This is a genomic window from Serratia entomophila (assembly GCF_021462285.1).
GTDB lineage: Bacteria > Pseudomonadota > Gammaproteobacteria > Enterobacterales > Enterobacteriaceae > Serratia > Serratia entomophila.
In genome coordinates, this window is the sequence record NZ_CP082787.1 from 4,357,576 (window position 1) to 4,376,069 (window position 18,494).

Sequence of the window (18,494 nt, forward strand, 5' to 3'; positions counted from 1 at the left end):
CTCAACGAAAAGGAATCACACCCAACGCCGTTGCCGCACCGCCGGCGACGCACTTTCAAACTGGGAGATATCTCGGATGCGTAAAATTAAAGGATTACGCTGGTACATGATTGGGTTGGTAACCATCGGCACCGTACTAGGCTACCTGACCCGCAACGCCATCGCCGTTGCGGCGCCGACGCTGGAAGGCACGCTGCACATCACCACCCAGCAGTATTCCTATATCGTCGCCGCCTATTCCGCCTGCTATACGGTGATGCAGCCGGTCGCCGGCTACGTGCTGGACGTGCTCGGCACTAAGATAGGCTACGCAATGTTCGCCATCCTGTGGGCTATATTCTGCATGGGCACCGCGCTGGCCAACAGCTGGGGCGGGCTGGCGCTGGCGCGGGGCGCGGTGGGCATGGCCGAAGCGGCGATGATCCCCGCCGGGCTGAAGGCCAGCAGCGAATGGTTCCCGGCCAAAGAGCGTTCCATCGCCGTAGGGTACTTCAACGTCGGCTCGTCGATCGGCGGGATGATCGCCCCGCCGCTGGTGGTGTGGGCCATCGTCGCGCACAGCTGGGAGATGGCATTTATCATCACCGGCGTGCTGAGCTTGATCTGGGCCATTTGCTGGCTGATTTTCTACAAGCACCCGAAAGATCAACAGAAGCTGAGCCATGAAGAACGCGATTACATCCTGGAAGGGCAGGAAGCGCAGCACCAGACCAGCAACGCCAAAAAGATGTCGGCCTGGCAAATAGTGCGCAACCGCCAGTTTTGGGGCATTGCGCTGCCGCGCTTTTTGGCCGAGCCGGCCTGGGGTACCTTTAACGCCTGGATCCCGCTGTTCATGTTCAAAGCCTACGGCTTTAACCTGAAAGAGATCGCCATGTTCGCCTGGATGCCGATGCTGTTCGCCGATCTCGGCTGCATCGTCGGCGGCTATCTGCCGCCGCTGTTCCAGAAATACTTCAAGGTTAACCTGATCGTTTCGCGCAAACTGGTGGTCACCCTGGGCGCAGTGTTGATGATTGGCCCCGGCATGATTGGCCTGTTCACCAGCCCTTACGCCGCCATTGCGCTGCTGTGCGTGGGCGGCTTCGCCCACCAGGCGCTTTCCGGCGCGCTGATCACCCTGTCTTCAGACGTGTTCGGCCGCAACGAAGTGGCGACCGCCAACGGCCTGACCGGCATGGCGGCCTGGACGGCGAGCACCCTGTTCGCCCTGGTGGTCGGCGCGCTGGCGGATACCCTCGGCTTCAGCCCGCTGTTCGCCGCGCTGTCGGTGTTCGACATTCTTGGCGCCATCGTCATCTGGACAGTGTTGCAAAACCGCCCGGCTTCCCAGCCGGCGGAAGAACCGCTGCAGCAAGCCCCGGCGCGCGGTTAACCCCATGCCCGGCCCTGCGCCGGGCGTCCTTCCGCCACTGGCAGCTGTGCCGAATAAGTGGTATAACAAATCCGTTGGCCACGCGCCCTTCCCATCCCAGCCTATAGAGCATTCACTATGGAATTCACTGAAACCAGACGCCTGTATCAGCAACTGGCCGCCGAGCTTAAGCAACGCATCGAGAGCGGCCGCTACCCGGTGGGCGACAAGCTGCCGGCCGAGCGATACATCGCCGAAGAGATGAGCGTCAGCCGCACCGTGGTGCGTGAGGCCATCATCATGCTGGAAGTGGAAGGCTATGTTGACGTGCGCAAAGGGTCCGGGATCCATGTGGTGTCCAACCAGCAAAAGCACCTGGTAGTACCGGGCGATAGTATTGAATTCGCCACCGCCGGCCCGTTCGAACTGCTGCAGGCGCGCCAGCTTATCGAGAGCAACATCGCCGAATTCGCCGCCACTCAGGTGACCAAGCAGGACATTGTCCAGTTGATGGAGATCCAGGAACACGCCCGCAAGGAAGACCGCTTCCGCGATTCGCAATGGGACCTGAAGTTCCACGTGCAGGTGGCGCTGGCCACCCAGAACACCGCCATGGCCACCATCGTGGAAAAAATGTGGGTGCAGAGGGTGAACAACCCTTACTGGATCAAACTGCACGAGCATATCGACGATCGCTCAATCGCCAGCTGGTGCGACGATCACGATCAGATCCTCAAGGCGCTGATGCGCAAAGATCCTTACGCCGCCAAGCTGGCGATGTGGCAGCACCTGGAAAACACCAAGCAGATGCTGTTCAACGCCACCAGCAACGATTTCGAATACAACGCCGATCGCTACCTGTTCGCCGACAATCCGGTGGTTCATCTGGACGGAGCCGGCGGCGAAGGCAAATAACCCCGGCGGTCAAAAACCGTTGTGTTATGTCAGGTAATGTAAAATCCGCTGAATCGATGCCGGAATCGCCGTTTGCCGTGTAATATTTCACCGTCGGCAACGTAGATTTCCCTGTTGCCAATCGTGCTATTTTGGTAGAGTTAGGCCACTTTTTTACCCATTGATACGGGGCGGGACGCGGATACATGCGCTGGTTGTTTGCCATGCTTATTGCTCTTTTTTGCTGGACCGGCTCGGTCTCCGGCCAAAAGCTATGCGCGGCGCCACCCAAGGCCACTCCCACCGCACTGAGCAGCCAACCGTCGCTGGCGGACGCGGCGCTTTCCCCCTATGAAAGCGTGTATCGCGCGCCGGCAGAAGCGCGCCGCAAGGCACCGGGCAAATTGCCGCAACTGCTGCCCAGGAGCCACTCCTTTTCCGGCTCGCCGCTTGCTTCCGCTCAGCGAGTGCCGGCCTATACCCTGGCCGCCGAGCTGGGCCACCGCGTACGCACTCCCCGCCAGGACGCCCCCGTGGCAAACCGGCTTGTCCAGGTCGACTGGACGCTGCACTCCTCGCAGCAGCAAAGCAGGTTAGGCGGTTGGAAAGAAAGTAATATGCTGTACCGTGGCACGCTGACTTATCACTCATGACCCGGTGTCGCACCGATAAGAACCAACTAAAAAGCTACGCCGTTTCATCGTTATCAGCCTCAGGATCCGGATCGCCGCGCGCTTGATCCATTCCCGATCCGCCGCTGAAACCAAGATAAACAATGACGTTTTAGGAACACCGGATGGATATCATTAAAGAACTGTTACACGCCTTGTGGCAGCAGGATTTTGAAACGCTGGCGAACCCTTCGCTGGTGTGGACCCTCTACGTGCTGCTGTTTATGATCCTGTTTTTGGAAAACGGCCTGCTGCCGGCCGCCTTCCTGCCGGGCGACAGCCTGCTGATCCTGGTGGGCGTGCTGATCGCCAAAGGCACCATGAATTTCCCGCTGACCATCCTGATCCTGACCGTCGCCGCCAGCCTGGGGTGCTGGGTCAGTTACATACAGGGCAAGTGGCTCGGCAACACGCGAACGGTGCAAGGCTGGCTATCGCATCTGCCGGCCCACTATCACCAGCGCGCGCATCAGCTGTTTCACCGCCACGGGCTTTCCGCCCTGCTGGTTGGCCGCTTCCTGGCGTTTGTCCGCACCCTGTTGCCGACCATCGCCGGCCTTTCCGGCCTGAGCAACGCGCGTTTCCAATTCTTTAACTGGATGAGCGGCCTGCTGTGGGTGCTGATCCTCACCTCGCTGGGTTTTGCGCTGGGTAAAACCCCGGTATTCCGCAAATATGAAGACCAGCTGATGTTCTGCCTGATGATGCTGCCGCTGGTGCTGTTGGTGGTCGGGTTGGTCGGCTCGCTGATAGTACTGTGGCGCAAAAAGCGCGCAGACGGCCAGAATTCGGGGAAAGGGGCGTGATGGCAAAGCGTCCGCGCTGGCAATACGTTCTGTTGATCGCGTTCGCCCTGTTGGCGCTGGCGACGCTGTTGGTGCCCTGCATGGTGCGCACCGAGAGCGAGCTGCGCATTCGCGCCAACCAGCAAGGCCTGTCGCTGCCGGACGGTTTTTACGTCTATCAGCGGTTGGATGAGCGCGGCATCCGCATCAAAAGCATTACACCGGAAGGCGATGGCCTGGTTATCCGCCTGGATTCGCCGGAGCAGCAACTGCTGGCGCGCGAAGCGCTGCAGACGATTTTACCCCCGGGCTACAGCATCGCGCTGAGTGAAGCCCCCGTTCCCTCTCACTGGGTGCGCGAATTTGCACGCTCCCCGCTCAATCTGGGATAATACCCCTTCATATGAAGGGGCTTTCTTTCACCTGCCCCATTCCGCTCAATAATTCATCAATCAGCCCCCGTTCACGGCTGATTCTTTGGGTATCTGCGCGTTTCATGACTATGCTGAAGATTAACAGCCTCAGTCAGCCGCGTAAGTCTCCTGTCGCACTGCTACGGCAGTCAGGAAAGGCGGGTGCGCATCAACGCATCCCATTAACAAGGAACCGATAGCATGAAATTACGCCATTCACTTTTACTGGCCCTCCCCTTGTTCGCATTGCCGGCTCTGTCGTTCGCGGCGGAAGGCGGCTGCGCCACCAAGGCGCAGAACATCCAGCAACAGATCGATTACGCCACCCAGCACGGCAACACCCATAGGGTCGACGGGCTGAAAAAGGCGCTGAGCGAAGTGCAAAACAACTGCACCGAAGCCGGCCTGCAGGCCGAACGCCAGAAAAAAATCGATGAGAAACAAACCAAGGTCGCAGAGCGTCAGCAGGAGCTAAAAACCGCCCAGCAGACCGGCAACCTGGACAAGGTCGCCAAAAAACAGCAAAAGCTGGCGCAAGCGCAAGCCGAGCTGAAACAGGCCCAGGCGGAATAATTTTTTACACCAGCGGATTTATCGCTGAGGGCCGGGGTATACGGGATTTTTACGGCATATAGAGTGGATGTCTGGTGTTATCAACCTACCCTCCCCCCTTTGCTCCGGCGAAAAAATCCGCTATGTTGAAAGTCTGTCGAAATTAACGTTAAGGAATAATCACATGGCACATGATTCAAATGCAGAGAACTTACGCGCTGAACTGAAGTCCTTAGCCGACACGCTGGAAGAAGTGCTGAACTCTTCCACCGATAAGCCGAAAGCCGAGCTGGAAAAACTGCGTTCGAAGGCGCAAGACGCGCTGCAAGGCACCCGCGCGCGCCTGAGCGACGCCGGGGACAAACTCGCTTCGCAGACCAAGCAAATTGCCGGACAGGCGGACGATTACGTGCGTGACAACCCGTGGACCGGCATCGGTATCGGCGCCGCAGTGGGCGTGGTGTTGGGCGTTCTGCTCGCGCGTCGCTAACTATGGCTGAACAACCGCAAGTTCGCGCACAGGGCCCCGCTAAAGGGGTCCTGGATATCGGCCAGCGCATCATCACCCTGCTGGTCGGCATGGTGGAAACCCGGGTTCGCCTGGCGGTGGTCGAGCTTGAAGAGGAGAAAGCCAACCTCATTCAGCTGCTGATCATGGCCGGCATGACCCTGCTGTTTACCGCTTTTGGCCTGATGAGCCTGTTGATCCTGATCTTCTGGGCCATCGATCCGGTCTACCGCCTGGTGGCGTTGGGCGCTACCACCGGGGTACTGCTGTTCCTGGCGGTCGTCGGCACCATCTGGACGCTGGTCAAGGCCCGTCGCACCACGCTCCTGGGCGCCACGCGCAAACAGCTGGAGATGGACCGTGCCGAGCTGGAGGGCGATCGATGAGCCGCCGCCGCTATCTTGAATGGAAGAAAGCCAGGCTGATTCGGCAGATCCAGCAGCAACGGCTGGATCTGGCCGATAACAAAGGCCAATGGTTGGAAAAGACCGAACGCATCGACCGCGGCTGGCAAACGGTGTTTGGCCTGCGCCGTTATCTGGTGCTCGGCTCCAGCGTCATGGCGCTGTACGGCATCCGCCACCCCAGCAAGATGATTCGCTGGTCGCGCCGCGCCTTTGGCGCCTGGAGTGCTATTCGTTTGTTTAAGAAGACTTTTTCCGCCAAGTAGCCTTTCCTGCGTTCCTTCAATTCTCTCGTTGCTATCCCCTCTCTTTTGCAAAAATTCCCGCTCGCTGCCGCACAGTAGCGGGCAACCTTCTGATTACCGTCAATTTGTTAGCAGGCTAAAGATTCAGATTTTTTGAAAAAATACGACAGTTTTACTTGCTAACAAACGGAGCACTTAACGCTTAACATTCACTCCATCAATACGATATGGGCAGGACAGGGTGAGATGCCCGGTATACCGCCCACCGACATGACAAACGCCGGACAGGCACAAAAAACAACTTTGGAGTAGATGATGAAAAAATTAGAAGATACAGGTTTGCTGGTTGCTCGTATTCTGATGCCAATCCTGTTTATCGTGGCAGGCTACGGCAAAATGGGCGATGCCTACGCCGGCACCCAACAGTACATGCAATCGATGGGCGTGCCTGGCTTCTTGCTGCCGCTGACCATCCTGCTGGAGTTTGGCGGCGGTCTGGCGATCCTGTTCGGCTTCCTGACCCGCACCGTCGCGCTGTTCACCGCGGGCTTCACCATCCTGACCGCGCTGCTGTTCCACACCGACTTTACGGTTGCAGTGAACCAGCTGATGTTCATGAAAAACCTGACCATCGCCGGCGGCTTCATCGTTCTGGCGGTAGCCGGCCCGGGCGGTTTCAGCATCGACCGCATCCTGAACAAGAAGTGGTAATCTAAACTGTACTCAGGTTTAGCTCTCGGGGTCCGGCTTGCCGGACCCCGTTGTTTTTTAACCCGCACACCAAGGAGATCCCCATGGGACAACTCGTCGATGGCGTTTGGCAAGACATCTGGTATGACACGAAATCTACCGGAGGCCGTTTCAAGCGCTCAACCTCCCAGTTCCGCAATTGGGTGACCGCCGATGGCCAGCCGGGCGAGCACGGCGTTGGGGGGTTTAACGCGCAGCAAGACCGTTACCACCTGTACGTTTCCCTCGCCTGCCCTTGGGCGCACCGCACCCTGCTGATGCGTAAGCTGAAGGGGCTGGAACACATCATCCCGGTTTCCGTCGTGCACCCCTTGATGCTGGAAAACGGTTGGACCTTCGGCAAAGACTTCCCCGAGGCCACCGGCGATCGGTTGTATAACGCCGACTTCCTCTACCAGCTCTACCTGCGCGCCGACCGGCAGTACACCGGGCGCGTTACCGTGCCGGTACTGTGGGACAAACAGCAGCAGACCATCGTCAGCAATGAATCCGCCGACATCATCCGCATGTTCAACAGCGCCTTCGACGGCGTGGGCGCGCGCGCCGGCGATTACTACCCGGCGGAACTGCGCGGCAAGATTGATGAGCTGAACGGCTGGATATACGATCGGGTGAACAACGGGGTCTACAAGGCCGGCTTCGCCACCAGCCAGGCAGCTTACGACGAAGCGGTAACCGAGTTATTCGCCGCGCTGGAGCGGCTGGAACAGATCCTGGGGCAGCATCGCTACCTGACCGGCGACCGCCTGACCGAGGCCGACCTGCGCCTGTGGACCACGCTGGTGCGCTTCGATCCGGTGTATGTCACCCACTTCAAGTGCGATAAGTACCGTATCAGCGACTACCTCAACCTGTACGGCTTCCTGCGCGACATCTACCAGATGCCGGGCATCGCCGAGACGGTGAGCCTGCCGCATATCCGCAATCACTACTACCGCAGCCACGCCACCATCAATCCGCACGGCATCATTTCCATCGGGCCGGCACAGAGTCTGGATGAGCCGCACGGCCGCGACCTGCGCTTCCGCTAAGGCGGCACCATAAGGAGAACCCCTTGCCGCAACGGCAAGGGGATTGCGGCGATTACTGGCGTTCCTGTTGGGCGAACAGCCGTGGGATCTCGCGCAGGAACCAGGCTTTCGCCTCCCCCATGCTGTCGCGCCGCCACGCCATGATGATATCGGCCTCGCGGCTGTATTCCGGCCCCACCACCCGCAGCCGCCCGGCTTCGATGTCTTTTTCCACCATCGGGTACGGCATGGTCGCCACCCCCAAGCCGGCCAGCAGCGCCAGGCGCTTGTCTTCGATGGTGCTGACCGTCAGACGCTGCTGCTTGTCCAGCAGCTGCACGGTCAACACCGGGCGCTCACGGGCGGTATCGGCCACCGCGATGCCGCGGTACTTCACGCGCGTCACTTCAGACAGCGGCTCCGGCTCCAGATGGATCGGGTGGTCCGGCGCAGCGACATAAACGCTCATCACTTTGTACAGCTTGCGGGTGTTGATCTCCGAGGAGGCGCGAAAGTGCATGTCAGGGGCGATCACGATGTCGGCCCGCCCCTGCTCCAGCCGCTCCCAGGCGCCGGCCAGCACTTCGGTGAAGATCGACACCTGGGTGTTGGCCTTCAGCGCCAGTTTGTCGATCAGCGGGAAGAGTTTACTCGGCGGCGACAGCGCTTCGCTGACGATGGTCAGGTGAGTTTCCCAGCCGCGCGCCAGCGCCTCGGCGTCGGTGGTCAGCTTGTCCGCCGCCTCCAGCAGCACCCGGCCGCGCTCCAGCAGCATACGCCCCACGTTGGTGAACTTGGTGCGGTGGCCGGAACGGTCGAACAGCACCACGTCCAATTCTTCTTCCAATTTTTGCATGGTGTAGCTGAGCGCCGAAGGCACGCGGCCCAGCTCATCGGCTGCCGCAGCAAAGCTGCCGCGTCGGTCGATCGCATCCATAACCCTTAACGCCTCAAGCGTTAACGCCCGATCTCTGGCCATCGAATCCCTCTGTCAGGAAATTTGAATATGCCGACCAGATTAACTGGCTAACAATCCGGCGTCCAGATGCTTACCATCTTAATATACCCAATAGATTTCTGGCGGCGGCCGAGACCGACCCAACCAGAAGATGAAGGGAAGAATAAATTTAGAGAGCCGATTGCCATGATTACATGCAGAACAGCAAAACAATGCGGGCAAGCTGACTTTGGTTGGCTGCAGGCTCGCTACACCTTTTCCTTTGGCCACTACTTCGATCCCAAGCTGATGGGCTACGCCTCGCTGCGGGTGCTGAATCAGGAGGTGCTGGCGCCAGGCGCGTCGTTCCAGCCGCGCACCTACCCTAACGTGGATATCCTGAACCTGATCCTGCAGGGGGAAGCCGAATACCGCGACAGCGACGGCAACCGCGTGCTTGCCAAGGCCGGCGAAGCGCTGCTGTTGGCGACCCAGCAAGGGCTGAGTTACAGCGAGCAGAACATCAGCGGCGATACGCCGCTGACCCGCCTGCAGCTGTGGCTGGACGCCTGCCCGGAACGCAACAACGAGCGCGTACAGCGCCTGAGGTTGCCGGCGGAAGGCAGCCTGCTGCTGGCTTCGCCGGACGGCGAGCGGGGCAGCCTGCAGCTGCGCCAGCAGGTGTGGATCCACCATCTGGATCTGCAGCCGGGTGAGCAGCAGACCTTTACGCTGAACGGGCCGCGCGCCTACCTGCAGTCGATTCACGGCACCGTCGCCGCCAATGGCGAACGCCACGACGAACAGCGCCTGACCTGCGGCGACGGCGCTTTTATCCATGAAGAAAACCGCCTGACGGTGCGCGCCGAAACCCCGCTGCGCGCGCTGCTGATCGATCTGCCGGTGTAAGCGCGGCCTAAAACGAAAAACCCCGCGCAACATATGTTACGCGGGGTTTTCTTTATAGAGGGAGTTGACCGGTAAGCCGGGTTCTGTCGTGGACAGTCATTCCTCTAGGCCAGCAATCGCTCACTGGCTCAAGCAGCCTACCCGGGTTCAGTACGGGCCGTACCATGTGAACCCCTATTTGGCCTTGCTCCGGGTGGAGTTTACCGTGCCACGAACTGTTGCCAGCCGCGCGGTGCGCTCTTACCGCACCCTTTCACCCTTACCTGATCCCGCTTGCGCGGGCCATCGGCGGTTTGCTCTCTGTTGCACTAGTCGTAGGCTTGCGCCTCCCAGGCGTTACCTGGCACCCTGCCCTATGGAGCCCGGACTTTCCTCCCCTCCATCTGTCTCCCCGAAGAGGACGGCAATGAAGCGGCGACTGTCTGGTCAACTCCGGCGCGGATAGTAGCGTTGCCTTCGCGGCAGGTCAACCGCTTTACTGCTGTTGTTGCTCTAACGCGTGCTTGTACAGCGCATTTTTCTTCACGCCGTGGATCTCCGCCGCCAGCGCCGCCGCCTTTTTCAGCGGCAGCTCTTTTTGCAGCAGCGCCAGGGTGCGCAGCGCCTCGAGCGGCAGTTCATCCTCTTGCGCTTTGTGGCCTTCGACGATCAGTACCATTTCGCCACGGCGCCGCACTTCGTCTTCCTGCACCCAGGCCAGCAGCTCGCCCACCGGCGCGCCGTGGATAGACTCCCAGGTTTTGGTCAGCTCGCGCGCCAGCACCACGTAGCGTTGCGGCCCCCAGACGGTGACCATGTCCTGCAAACTTTCCAGCAGGCGGTGGGTTGATTCGTAGAAAATCAGCGTGCGCGGTTCCTCTGCCAGCGCCATCAGCGTATCCTTGCGCCCCTTGGTTTTCGCCGGCAGGAACCCTTCATAACAGAAGCGGTCTGAGGCTACCCCGGCGGCGCAAAGCGCGGTGGTCGCCGCACAGGCGCCCGGCAGCGGCACCACGCGGATGCCGGCTTCCCGACAGCGGCGCACCAGGTGGTAACCGGGATCGTTGATCAGCGGTGTGCCGGCGTCGGAAACCAGCGCGATGCTCTGGCCTTCCTGCAGCTTCGCCAGCAGTTGATCGGCCTTTTGTTGTTCGTTATGGTCATGCAGCGCAAACAATCGCGCGCTAATCGCAAAATGTTGCAGCAGCAAACCGGTATGGCGCGTGTCTTCCGCCGCAATCAGATCAACGCTTTTCAGTACCTCTAACGCGCGGTGGGTAATATCGCCCAGGTTGCCGATTGGAGTGGGCACCACATACAGCGTTGATGCAGAAATGACTGATTGTTGGTGTTGATTCATTGTTTCATCCGGGTTGCCGATTTAATATTGAGCATCTTGAAAAAAACATCACTGGATACAGTATGCTTTCCTCAACATTCGTTCGTACCAAAGCAGGACGTTCCAAGCCTGTCCGACTTACCGCTGTCATCGCGGCCGCCCTTTTCCTGGCAGGCTGTCCAAGTCGGGCCCCGCAAACGCCGCCCGCCAATATACAGGACGAAGCGAGCGCCAGCTCCGACTACTATCTGCAGCAGCTGCAGCAAAGCAGCGATGATAACAAGGCTGACTGGCAATTACTTGCTATTCGCGCACTGTTGCGCGAAGGGAAGCTGCCGCAGGCCGGTGAGCAGTTGAAGCAGCTGCCGAAAAACCTCAACGGCGCGCAGCAGGCGGAAAGCCAGTTGCTGACCGCCGAACTGCAGGTGGCCAACAAGAGCTACGTCAGCGCCCGCAGCACCCTGAGCCATCTCGACAGCGGCTCGCTGTCGGCCAACCAGCGGGTGCGTTATTACCAGGCGCAAATCAGCGCCAACGAAGGCAAAGCCTCCCTGCCGCTGATCCGCGCCTATATCGCGCAGGAACCGCTGCTGACCGGCAAGGCGCACCAGGCCAATCTGGACCAGACCTGGCAGGCGCTGCTGCAGCTGACGCCGCAGGACATGAGCAGCCTGGTTATCAACGCCAACGAGAATGTGCTGCAAGGCTGGCTGGATCTGCTGCGCGTCTATCAGGAGAACAAGCAGGATCCGGATCTGCTGAAAGCCGGCATCAAGGACTGGCAGAATCGCTATCCGCAAAACCCGGCGGCCAAAACGCTGCCCGCCCGACTGAATCAGGTGCTGAACTTCACCCAGGCCTCCACCTCGAAAATCGCCCTGCTGTTGCCGCTTAACGGCCAGGCGAAGGTGTTCGCCGACGCTATCCAGCAAGGTTTCGAGGCCGCGAAGAATGGCGGCGCCGTACCCGCACCGGCTCCGCAGCAACCCACCAATAATCCGGATCAAACCGCGCCGGCGAACCAGCCGGCTGCCGTTTCAGCGGACCCTAACGCCAACGGCGCGGTAAGCACCTCGGCGCCGCCGGCAGATCAGGCCGCCGTCACCGCAGCGCAGCCCGCCACGCAGCCTGGCGCGCCAATCACGCCGCCGCAGGCAGCCAACGCGCAAATCAAGGTATACGACACCACCAGCCAGCCGCTGGCCGCGCTGCTGACTCAGGCTCAGCAGGACGGCGCCACCCTGGTGGTCGGCCCGTTGTTGAAAGAAAACGTCGACCAACTGGCCGGCAGCACCACCACGCTGAACGTGCTGGCGCTCAACCAGCCGGAAACGCCGAAAGATAGCCCGAACATCTGTTACTTCGCCCTGTCGCCGGAAGATGAAGCGCGCGACGCCGCTCGCCATATCTGGGATCAACAGCAGCGCCAGCCGCTGCTGTTGGCGCCGCGCGGCGCCCTCGGCGATCGCGTAGCCAGAGCCTTCAATCAGGAATGGCAGAAGCTGGGCGGCCAGACCGTGCTGCGTCAGGACATCGGCTCCGCCGGTGAACTGCGCCAGATGGTGAACAGCGGCGGCATTCGCATGACCGGCACGCCGATCTCCGCAGCGCCAGCGCCGCAGAGCGTAACCATCGCCGGGCTGACCATTCCAGCGCCGCCGAGCGATGTGCCTGCCGCCGCCGGCGGCAGCGTCGACGCGGTGTATATCGTCGCCACCCAATCCCAGCTGACGCTGATCAAGCCGATGATCGACATGGCCACCAACTCGCGCGGCAAGCCGGCGATGTACGCCAGCTCGCGCAGCTACCAGGCCGGCGCCGGCCCGGACTTCCGCCTGGAAATGGAAGGCCTGCAGTTCAGCGATATCCCGCTGCTGGCCGGCGCCAATCCGCAGCTGTTGCAGCAGGCCAGCTCCCGTTTCCGCAGCGACTACTCGCTGGTGCGCCTGTACGCCATGGGGATGGACGCCTGGACATTGGCCAATCACTTTGCTGAAATGCGCCAGCTGCCCGGCTTCCAGGTCTCCGGCACCACCGGCCTGCTCACCGCGTCTCCAAGCTGCGTGATCAACCGCAAGCTGCCTTGGCTGCAGTACCGTCAGGGCCGGGTTGTTCCCGTCTCTTGAATCGACGCGCCACGGGGGCGGGCTATGAGTTATTGGCCCGCCGCCATCTGGAACGCGCCGGGCTTACCTTTTGCGCGGCCAACGTCGCGCTGTATGGCGGCGAGCTCGATCTGATCATGCGCGATGGCCGCACCTGGGTGTTCGTCGAAGTGCGTTACCGCCGCAACGACGCCTTCGGCGGCGCGGCCGCCAGCGTCACCCACCGCAAACAACAGCGGCTGCTGCACGCCGCCGCCGTCTGGCTGGCCGGCCGTGGCGCCAGCTTCGACACATCGCCTTGCCGTTTTGATGTTTTGGCCATTACCGGTAGCCGGTTAGAATGGATACCCAACGCCTTCAATGCGGATTAACCCTGGTTTACCGGTGCAGACCGGCCCTTTGACTTAGTGGATTAATACAACGTGCTGGATAGAATTAAAGCCTGTTTTACCGAAAGCATCCAAACCCAGATCGCGGCGGCGGAGGCACTGCCGGACGCCATCTCACGCGCGGCGATGACGCTGGTTCAATCCTTACTCAACGGTAACAAGATCCTGTGCTGCGGCAACGGCACGTCGGCGGCCAACGCGCAGCATTTCGCCGCCAGCATGATCAATCGCTTTGAAACCGAACGCCCCAGCCTGCCGGCCATTGCCCTTAACGCCGACAACGTGGTGCTGACCGCCATCAGCAACGATCGGCTGCACGATGAGGTTTACGCCAAGCAGGTGCGCGCGCTCGGCCACACCGGCGACGTTTTGCTGGCGATTTCCACTCGCGGCAACAGCCGTGATATTGTGAAAGCGGTCGAAGCGGCGGTCACACGCGATATGACGATTGTGGCGCTCACCGGCTACGACGGCGGGGAGCTGGCCGGTTTGCTCGGCCAACAGGATGTCGAGATCCGTATTCCCTCGCACCGCAGCGCACGCATTCAGGAAATGCACATGTTGACCGTAAACTGCCTGTGCGACTTGATAGATAACACATTGTTTCCCCACCAGGACGATTAAGGAACTGAGATGAAGCTAAAAGCCACATTTGCAGTGCTGTTCAGCGCCCTGCTGTTACAAGGCTGTATCGCCGGCGTGGTGGTCGGCAGCGCGGCCGTCGCCACCAAAACCGCCACCGACCCGCGCAGCGTAGGCACTCAGGTGGACGACGGCACGCTGGAAGCCCGGGTTGAAAACGCCATGAGCAAAGATCAGCAGTTGAAAAAAGACGCCCGGGTGGTCGCAACCGCCTATCAGGGTAAAGTGTTGCTGACCGGCCAGTCGCCGAACGCCGATCTGACCAGCCGCGCCAAACAGATCGCCATGGGCGTGGAAGGCACCACGGAAGTGTATAACGAGATCCGCCAGGGGACGCCGGTCAGCCTGGGCACCGCCTCTTCCGATACCTGGATCACCACCAAGGTGCGTTCGCAGCTGCTTACCAGCGATACGGTGAAATCGTCCAACGTGAAGGTGACTACCGAGAATGGCGAAGTGTTCCTGCTGGGTCTGGTAACGCAACAGGAAGGCCAATCTGCCGCGCAGATAGCCAGCCAGGTCAGCGGCGTGAAACACGTCACTACCGCCTTTACCTACGTGAAGTAAGCGCCGGGCCGGGGCGCATGCCGCCCCGGCCGGTTAATTCAGTTTGTTCGCACGCAGAAAATCTTCCCCGCCCAGCTGGCGCATCTGGCGCATGATCCATTGCTGACGCTGAATCACGTAACCGGATGGCGCGTTGGCTTTGAAACGGTGCGGGTTCGGCAGCACCGCCGCCAGCAACGCCGCCTCGGAGGCGGTGAGGCGTTTGGCCGGCTTGTTGAAGAATCGCCGTGAAGCCTCTTCCACGCCGAATACCCCGTCACCAAACTCCACGATGTTCAGATATACCGTGAGAATGCGCCGCTTGGTCCACGCCAGCTCGATGCCCGACGTCAGCCCGGCCTCCAGCCCTTTGCGCAGCCAGCTGCGCCCGTCCCACAAAAACAGGTTCTTGGCGGTTTGCTGCGACAGCGTGGAAGCGCCGCGGATGCGCGTCGGGCGTTTTTCGTTGTGGCTGAGCGCCTTTTCGATCGCCGCCACGTCAAACCCCCAGTGCTCGGGGAATTTTTGGTCTTCCGCCGCCATCACCGCCAGCGCCATCTGCGGCGAGATGTCGTCCATCGCCACCCAGTCGGAATGGGCGACGTAAGCGAAATCCCCGCTCAGCCAGGCGCTGAGCTGGCGCTCGACCATCACGGCGGAAAACGGCACCGGCAAAAATGCGAAGGCCAGAATACCCAACAGCCACAGACCAACCAGCGCAACGACGCCGCGCTTCAGCCAAAACCACGGTCGGCCAAGCAGCGATTTGCCGCCAGATTTGCTCATTCGGCCAGATCCAGCACCCGCGCGACCAGCTTGTCGATGCCGCCAGCGGCTTCGGCGATCGACTGCGCCAGCATATAGGCCGGGGTTGTCACCAGGTTATGCTCGCTATCCACCACGATATCGTCCACCGGGCAAATCACCGGCTCACCGCCCATGGCGTCAATCACCTCCCCCAGATCCGGATCGTTGCCGATGGTCAGCCGCACCCGTTGGTCCAGCAGCCTCGGCAACAGCGCCGGTGCGATGCACATCAGGCCAATTGGTTTATTCGCCTTATACATTTGTCGCGTTAGCTTAACCAAATCTTCATCCACCTGACATTCAGCGCCGGCGGCGGCAAAGTTGCTGAGGTTCTTGGCCGCGCCAAAGCCGCCGGGAACGATCAGCGCGTCCAACTGAGCGGCATCCGCCAGTGCCAGCGGCTGAATATTCCCTCTGGCAATGCGTGCAGACTCCAGTAAAATGTTGCGCCGCTCCGGCATTTCGTCGCCAGATAAGTGATTAATAACATGAAGTTGAGGTTTATCAGGGGCAAAGCACACCGCCTGTGCGCCGGCGCGGTCCAGCGCCAGCAGCGTCAACACCGCTTCATGGATCTCCGTACCGTCGTAAACCCCGCAGCCGCTGAGCACGACACCTACCTTTTTCATCGACCTTACTCCTATCGCTACTGTCAACTGGTTCGTGCTCGGAGTTGACAAACACTAATCTACATCACACATTTTAATGAATCTTCTAACAAGAGCGCTTACATTTGCTATGTTGTTGGCTGTATGATGTTTAGGAATTCACGACAACCTGCTCGACCAGAACACTGAAACCAATACGCAGGTTCACAATTTCCCTGGTGTTGGCGCAATATTCGCGCACCCCGGCTTAGGTCGGGGTCATTTTTTTTCAGCGTTCTCCACCCACGCACGCAGTACCTGCACGTCGTTCCGCCATTCCTGTTTCAGCTCATCCACCCAGTCCTGCACGTTATCCCACCACGCCGGCAGCGTCGGGGTCTGAATTTGCTGTGCGAGCTGCTGCAGATGGCGCAGGCCGACCGAGCCGGCGGCGCCCTTGATCTTGTGCCCTTCCTCGGTGATGCCTTGCTGATCGCGCGCCGTCATGTTGGAATCCAGCACCGCCAGATAGCCCGGCATCATTTGCTCGAACATCTCCAGGCTTTGGTGGATCAGCTGCGGCCCGACCAAATCCATATACTGTTCCAACATTGCGGTATCGAGTAACGACTCATTAATCTGCATCGCCTTGTGCTCCGTTTTCTTTAAGGTGTGAGAAGGTTGATGATCCCAATAATGCTTGATGACCCGGGTCAACGCCGGCACCGACAGCGGCTTGCTCAGCACATCGTCCATGCCCGCATCGAGATACTCTTTTTTGTCTTTCAGCACGTTGGCGGTCAGGGCCACCAGCGGCGGCAACGCCTGCCCGGCATAGCGTTCGCGCAGCTCGCGGGCGATATCCAGCCCGGTCATGTCCGGCAGCTGGATATCCAGCAATACCAGATCGAACTCGTCCGGATCGAACATCGCCAGCGCGTCGTGGCCGTTCATCGCCACCTCCACGCTGTTGCCCAGTTTTTCCAACACCGAACGCGCCACGATCACGTTCAGCTCGATATCCTCCACCAGCAGGATATGCAGCGCCGGCAACGGCAGCTCTTCCTCGGTCCGCGCTTCGCTGACGGCTTCCTGCACCGCCGGCGCCTTGATGGTCAGCGTGAAGCAAGATCCCTGCCCCTGCACGCTGTGCACGCTGATGTCGCCGCCCATGCTCTGCGCCAGCCGTTTGGACACCGCCAGCCCGATGCCGGTACCGGTCGCCGGGCGGCCGCCGTGCTGATCCTTCACCTGATAATACATGGCGAAAATCTTGTCCTGCTCGTCCTGCGGAATGCCCATGCCCGAGTCTTCCACCTCGAACATCAGTTTTTCCTGCGCCTCGCGCCGCACCCGCACGACAATCTGCCCTTGCTGGGTGAACTTCACCGCGTTGCCGATCAGGTTCCACAGGATCTGCCGCAGGCGCGTGCCGTCGGTGATGATCTGCTGCGGCAGCGGCAGCTGCGGCTCCAGAACGAACTGCAGCCCCTTCGGCTGGGCCAGCAGGCCGGAGAGGTTCTCCAGGTCCGCCAGGAAGCCGGTGAAATCCACCGGTTGGTTATCCAGCTGCACCTTGCGCCGCTCGAGCTTGTCCATTTCAATAATGTCGTTGAAGATGTTGCCGAGAGTGATGGCGCTGACGTGAATGGTTTTCAGGTATTTCAGCTGTTCGTCGTTCAGTTCGGTATCGAGCAGGATACGGCTGAGGCCAACGATGCCGTTAAGCGGCGTACGCAGCTCGTGGCTGATCGTTGAGATGAAGGTGGTCTTGTCCCTGCTGGCGTTCTCCAGCGCGTCCTGGTAGCGCTTACGCTCGGTTATATCGCGCCCGAAGCCCATCAGCCCGTGGCGCTTGCCCACCCGATCATAAAACGGCACTTTGCGCAGTTCGAAACAGGCCTTGCGGCCGTCCGGATAGACCAGCCACTGCTCGTAGGTTAGCGAAACGTTGTGGCGGAACACTTTTTCGTCGGTCTCGATCACCTTCTCGGCGATCTCCTGGCCGTAAACGTCGTACGGCGTCAGGCCGATCAGCTGCTTTTCGCTTTTGCCGGTCAGCAGTTCCATCGCCCGGTTGCAGCCGGAAAATTCTTTGTCTTCGTTGCGGTAGTACACCAGATCCGGCGAGGCATCGAGGAAGGAACGCAGCAGCGCCGACTGTTGGCCCAGCTCAATTTGCGCCAGCTCGCGCTGTTCCATTTCTTCCGTCAGCTTTTCCATCACCTGCAGACGCTCTTCTTCCGCTTTGATGCGGTCGGCTATCTCCTGGTTCAGTTGGCTGATGTTGTTCTTGAGTTGCTGGTTCAATTCCAGGTCACGGTGGCGCATCTCTTCCAGTTTGTCCACCAGCCGCGCCAGCCGCTGCCGCGACTCCTCCAGCTGTTCGACCACCACCGACAGAAAGTAAACCGCCCAGGGAGTGATCAGCAGGCCGAAGAAGATCGAGCGCACCACGTCGATGCTTTCCACTTCGCCGCGCAGCAGCATGGTCACCGCCATCTGCACCACCATCGCCAGCACCACCAGCGCCGAAGCCAGCAGCAGCGAGAAACGCACCAGCCCCAGTTTCACCATTAAATCAACGTAGTACTGGGCTAATACCCGGATTTGCTTCATAGCGGCTCCCATCAGACACAATCTTTTGAATCATACCGTAAAACACCGG

The 18,494-nt window shown here is 60.1% G+C and carries 21 protein-coding genes and 1 other RNA gene; 16 read left to right on the forward strand and 6 right to left on the reverse strand.

Features of this window, described 5'->3' with window-relative positions:
* Window positions 1–76: 76 nt before the first annotated feature.
* The 11 genes from KHA73_RS20875 to KHA73_RS20925 all read left to right on the forward strand — a co-directional run bounded on the left by KHA73_RS20875 (window position 77) and on the right by KHA73_RS20925 (window position 7,607).
* On the forward strand, window positions 77–1,375 hold the full coding sequence (locus KHA73_RS20875; RefSeq protein ID WP_234586416.1) for an MFS transporter: 1,299 nt from the start codon (window positions 77–79) through the stop codon (window positions 1,373–1,375).
* 117 nt (window positions 1,376–1,492) lie between these two features.
* Window positions 1,493–2,269: a transcriptional regulator ExuR gene (exuR, locus tag KHA73_RS20880; RefSeq protein WP_234586417.1), complete on the forward strand. Its 777-nt coding sequence runs from the start codon at window positions 1,493–1,495 to the stop codon at window positions 2,267–2,269.
* Window positions 2,270–2,454: 185 nt separating this feature from the next.
* The gene (locus tag KHA73_RS20885) at window positions 2,455–2,901 is read left to right on the forward strand and encodes a hypothetical protein (RefSeq protein WP_234586418.1); all 447 of its coding nucleotides are present in this window, start codon (window positions 2,455–2,457) and stop codon (window positions 2,899–2,901) included.
* Between the two features lie 143 nt (window positions 2,902–3,044).
* Window positions 3,045–3,725 carry a DedA family protein gene (locus KHA73_RS20890; protein ID WP_234586419.1) on the forward strand — a complete coding sequence of 227 codons (681 nt, stop codon included), beginning with the start codon at window positions 3,045–3,047 and terminating at the stop codon, window positions 3,723–3,725.
* Window positions 3,725–4,096 carry an EnvZ/OmpR regulon moderator MzrA gene (mzrA, locus tag KHA73_RS20895; RefSeq protein ID WP_234586420.1) on the forward strand — a complete coding sequence of 124 codons (372 nt, stop codon included), beginning with the start codon at window positions 3,725–3,727 and terminating at the stop codon, window positions 4,094–4,096. Before KHA73_RS20890 ends, mzrA begins: the two co-directional genes overlap by 1 nt.
* 222 nt (window positions 4,097–4,318) lie before the next feature.
* Window positions 4,319–4,690: a DUF1090 domain-containing protein gene (locus tag KHA73_RS20900; RefSeq protein ID WP_234586421.1), complete on the forward strand. Its 372-nt coding sequence runs from the start codon at window positions 4,319–4,321 to the stop codon at window positions 4,688–4,690.
* A gap of 163 nt (window positions 4,691–4,853) precedes the next feature.
* Window positions 4,854–5,159 carry a DUF883 family protein gene (locus KHA73_RS20905; protein WP_234586422.1) on the forward strand — a complete coding sequence of 102 codons (306 nt, stop codon included), beginning with the start codon at window positions 4,854–4,856 and terminating at the stop codon, window positions 5,157–5,159.
* A 2-nt stretch (window positions 5,160–5,161) separates the two neighbouring features.
* Window positions 5,162–5,563: a phage holin family protein gene (locus KHA73_RS20910; RefSeq protein ID WP_234586423.1), complete on the forward strand. Its 402-nt coding sequence runs from the start codon at window positions 5,162–5,164 to the stop codon at window positions 5,561–5,563.
* Window positions 5,560–5,847 (forward strand): YqjK-like family protein, encoded by a 288-nt coding sequence (locus tag KHA73_RS20915; protein ID WP_234586424.1) that lies wholly within the window; start codon window positions 5,560–5,562, stop codon window positions 5,845–5,847. The genes KHA73_RS20910 and KHA73_RS20915 overlap by 4 nt, the downstream gene beginning before the upstream one ends.
* A 294-nt stretch (window positions 5,848–6,141) precedes the next feature.
* Window positions 6,142–6,537, forward strand: a complete 396-nt coding sequence (locus tag KHA73_RS20920; RefSeq protein ID WP_234586425.1) for a DoxX family protein — start codon at window positions 6,142–6,144, stop codon at window positions 6,535–6,537.
* An 83-nt stretch (window positions 6,538–6,620) separates the two neighbouring features.
* Window positions 6,621–7,607 carry a glutathione S-transferase family protein gene (locus tag KHA73_RS20925; RefSeq protein WP_234586426.1) on the forward strand — a complete coding sequence of 329 codons (987 nt, stop codon included), beginning with the start codon at window positions 6,621–6,623 and terminating at the stop codon, window positions 7,605–7,607.
* A 52-nt stretch (window positions 7,608–7,659) separates the two neighbouring features.
* Here the strand turns inward: KHA73_RS20925 and KHA73_RS20930 are convergent, their stop codons facing one another.
* The gene (locus tag KHA73_RS20930) at window positions 7,660–8,565 is read right to left on the reverse strand and encodes a LysR family transcriptional regulator (RefSeq protein WP_234586427.1); all 906 of its coding nucleotides are present in this window, start codon (window positions 8,563–8,565) and stop codon (window positions 7,660–7,662) included.
* 165 nt (window positions 8,566–8,730) lie between these two features.
* Here KHA73_RS20930 and KHA73_RS20935 point away from each other — a divergent pair, with 165 nt between their 5' ends.
* Window positions 8,731–9,432 carry a pirin family protein gene (locus KHA73_RS20935; protein WP_234586428.1) on the forward strand — a complete coding sequence of 234 codons (702 nt, stop codon included), beginning with the start codon at window positions 8,731–8,733 and terminating at the stop codon, window positions 9,430–9,432.
* A gap of 56 nt (window positions 9,433–9,488) precedes the next feature.
* On the opposite strand, the gene rnpB is transcribed toward KHA73_RS20935, so the two are convergent.
* Together rnpB and rsmI are read right to left on the reverse strand one after the other, a co-directional pair.
* An RNA gene (rnpB, locus tag KHA73_RS20940) (RNase P RNA component class A) lies at window positions 9,489–9,866 on the reverse strand.
* Window positions 9,867–9,907: 41 nt separating this feature from the next.
* Entirely contained in the window at window positions 9,908–10,771 is an 864-nt protein-coding gene (rsmI, locus tag KHA73_RS20945; protein ID WP_234586429.1) for a 16S rRNA (cytidine(1402)-2'-O)-methyltransferase, read from the reverse strand.
* 62 nt (window positions 10,772–10,833) lie between these two features.
* Between rsmI and KHA73_RS20950 the strand changes: the two genes are divergently transcribed.
* From KHA73_RS20950 to dolP, 4 genes are read left to right on the forward strand one after another with little or no spacing between them, the layout of a single operon-like run.
* Window positions 10,834–12,876, forward strand: coding sequence for a penicillin-binding protein activator (locus KHA73_RS20950; RefSeq protein ID WP_234586430.1), 2,043 nt, complete (start codon window positions 10,834–10,836; stop codon window positions 12,874–12,876).
* Entirely contained in the window at window positions 12,873–13,226 is a 354-nt protein-coding gene (locus KHA73_RS20955; RefSeq protein WP_234586431.1) for a YraN family protein, read from the forward strand. The genes KHA73_RS20950 and KHA73_RS20955 overlap by 4 nt, the downstream gene beginning before the upstream one ends.
* Window positions 13,227–13,277: 51 nt before the next feature.
* Window positions 13,278–13,868, forward strand: coding sequence for a DnaA initiator-associating protein DiaA (gene diaA, locus KHA73_RS20960; protein WP_061797139.1), 591 nt, complete (start codon window positions 13,278–13,280; stop codon window positions 13,866–13,868).
* Window positions 13,869–13,877: 9 nt separating this feature from the next.
* Window positions 13,878–14,453 (forward strand): division/outer membrane stress-associated lipid-binding lipoprotein, encoded by a 576-nt coding sequence (gene dolP / locus KHA73_RS20965; protein WP_234586432.1) that lies wholly within the window; start codon window positions 13,878–13,880, stop codon window positions 14,451–14,453.
* A 33-nt stretch (window positions 14,454–14,486) separates the two neighbouring features.
* Here the strand turns inward: dolP and mtgA are convergent, their stop codons facing one another.
* The 3 genes from mtgA to arcB all read right to left on the reverse strand — a co-directional run bounded on the left by mtgA (window position 14,487) and on the right by arcB (window position 18,445).
* Window positions 14,487–15,218, reverse strand: coding sequence for a monofunctional biosynthetic peptidoglycan transglycosylase (gene mtgA / locus KHA73_RS20970; RefSeq protein ID WP_234586433.1), 732 nt, complete (start codon window positions 15,216–15,218; stop codon window positions 14,487–14,489).
* On the reverse strand, window positions 15,215–15,868 hold the full coding sequence (gene elbB / locus KHA73_RS20975; protein WP_234586434.1) for an isoprenoid biosynthesis glyoxalase ElbB: 654 nt from the start codon (window positions 15,866–15,868) through the stop codon (window positions 15,215–15,217). Before elbB ends, mtgA begins: the two co-directional genes overlap by 4 nt.
* 237 nt (window positions 15,869–16,105) lie before the next feature.
* Window positions 16,106–18,445, reverse strand: a complete 2,340-nt coding sequence (gene arcB, locus KHA73_RS20980) for an aerobic respiration two-component sensor histidine kinase ArcB (protein WP_234586435.1) — start codon at window positions 18,443–18,445, stop codon at window positions 16,106–16,108.
* Window positions 18,446–18,494 lie beyond the last annotated feature (49 nt).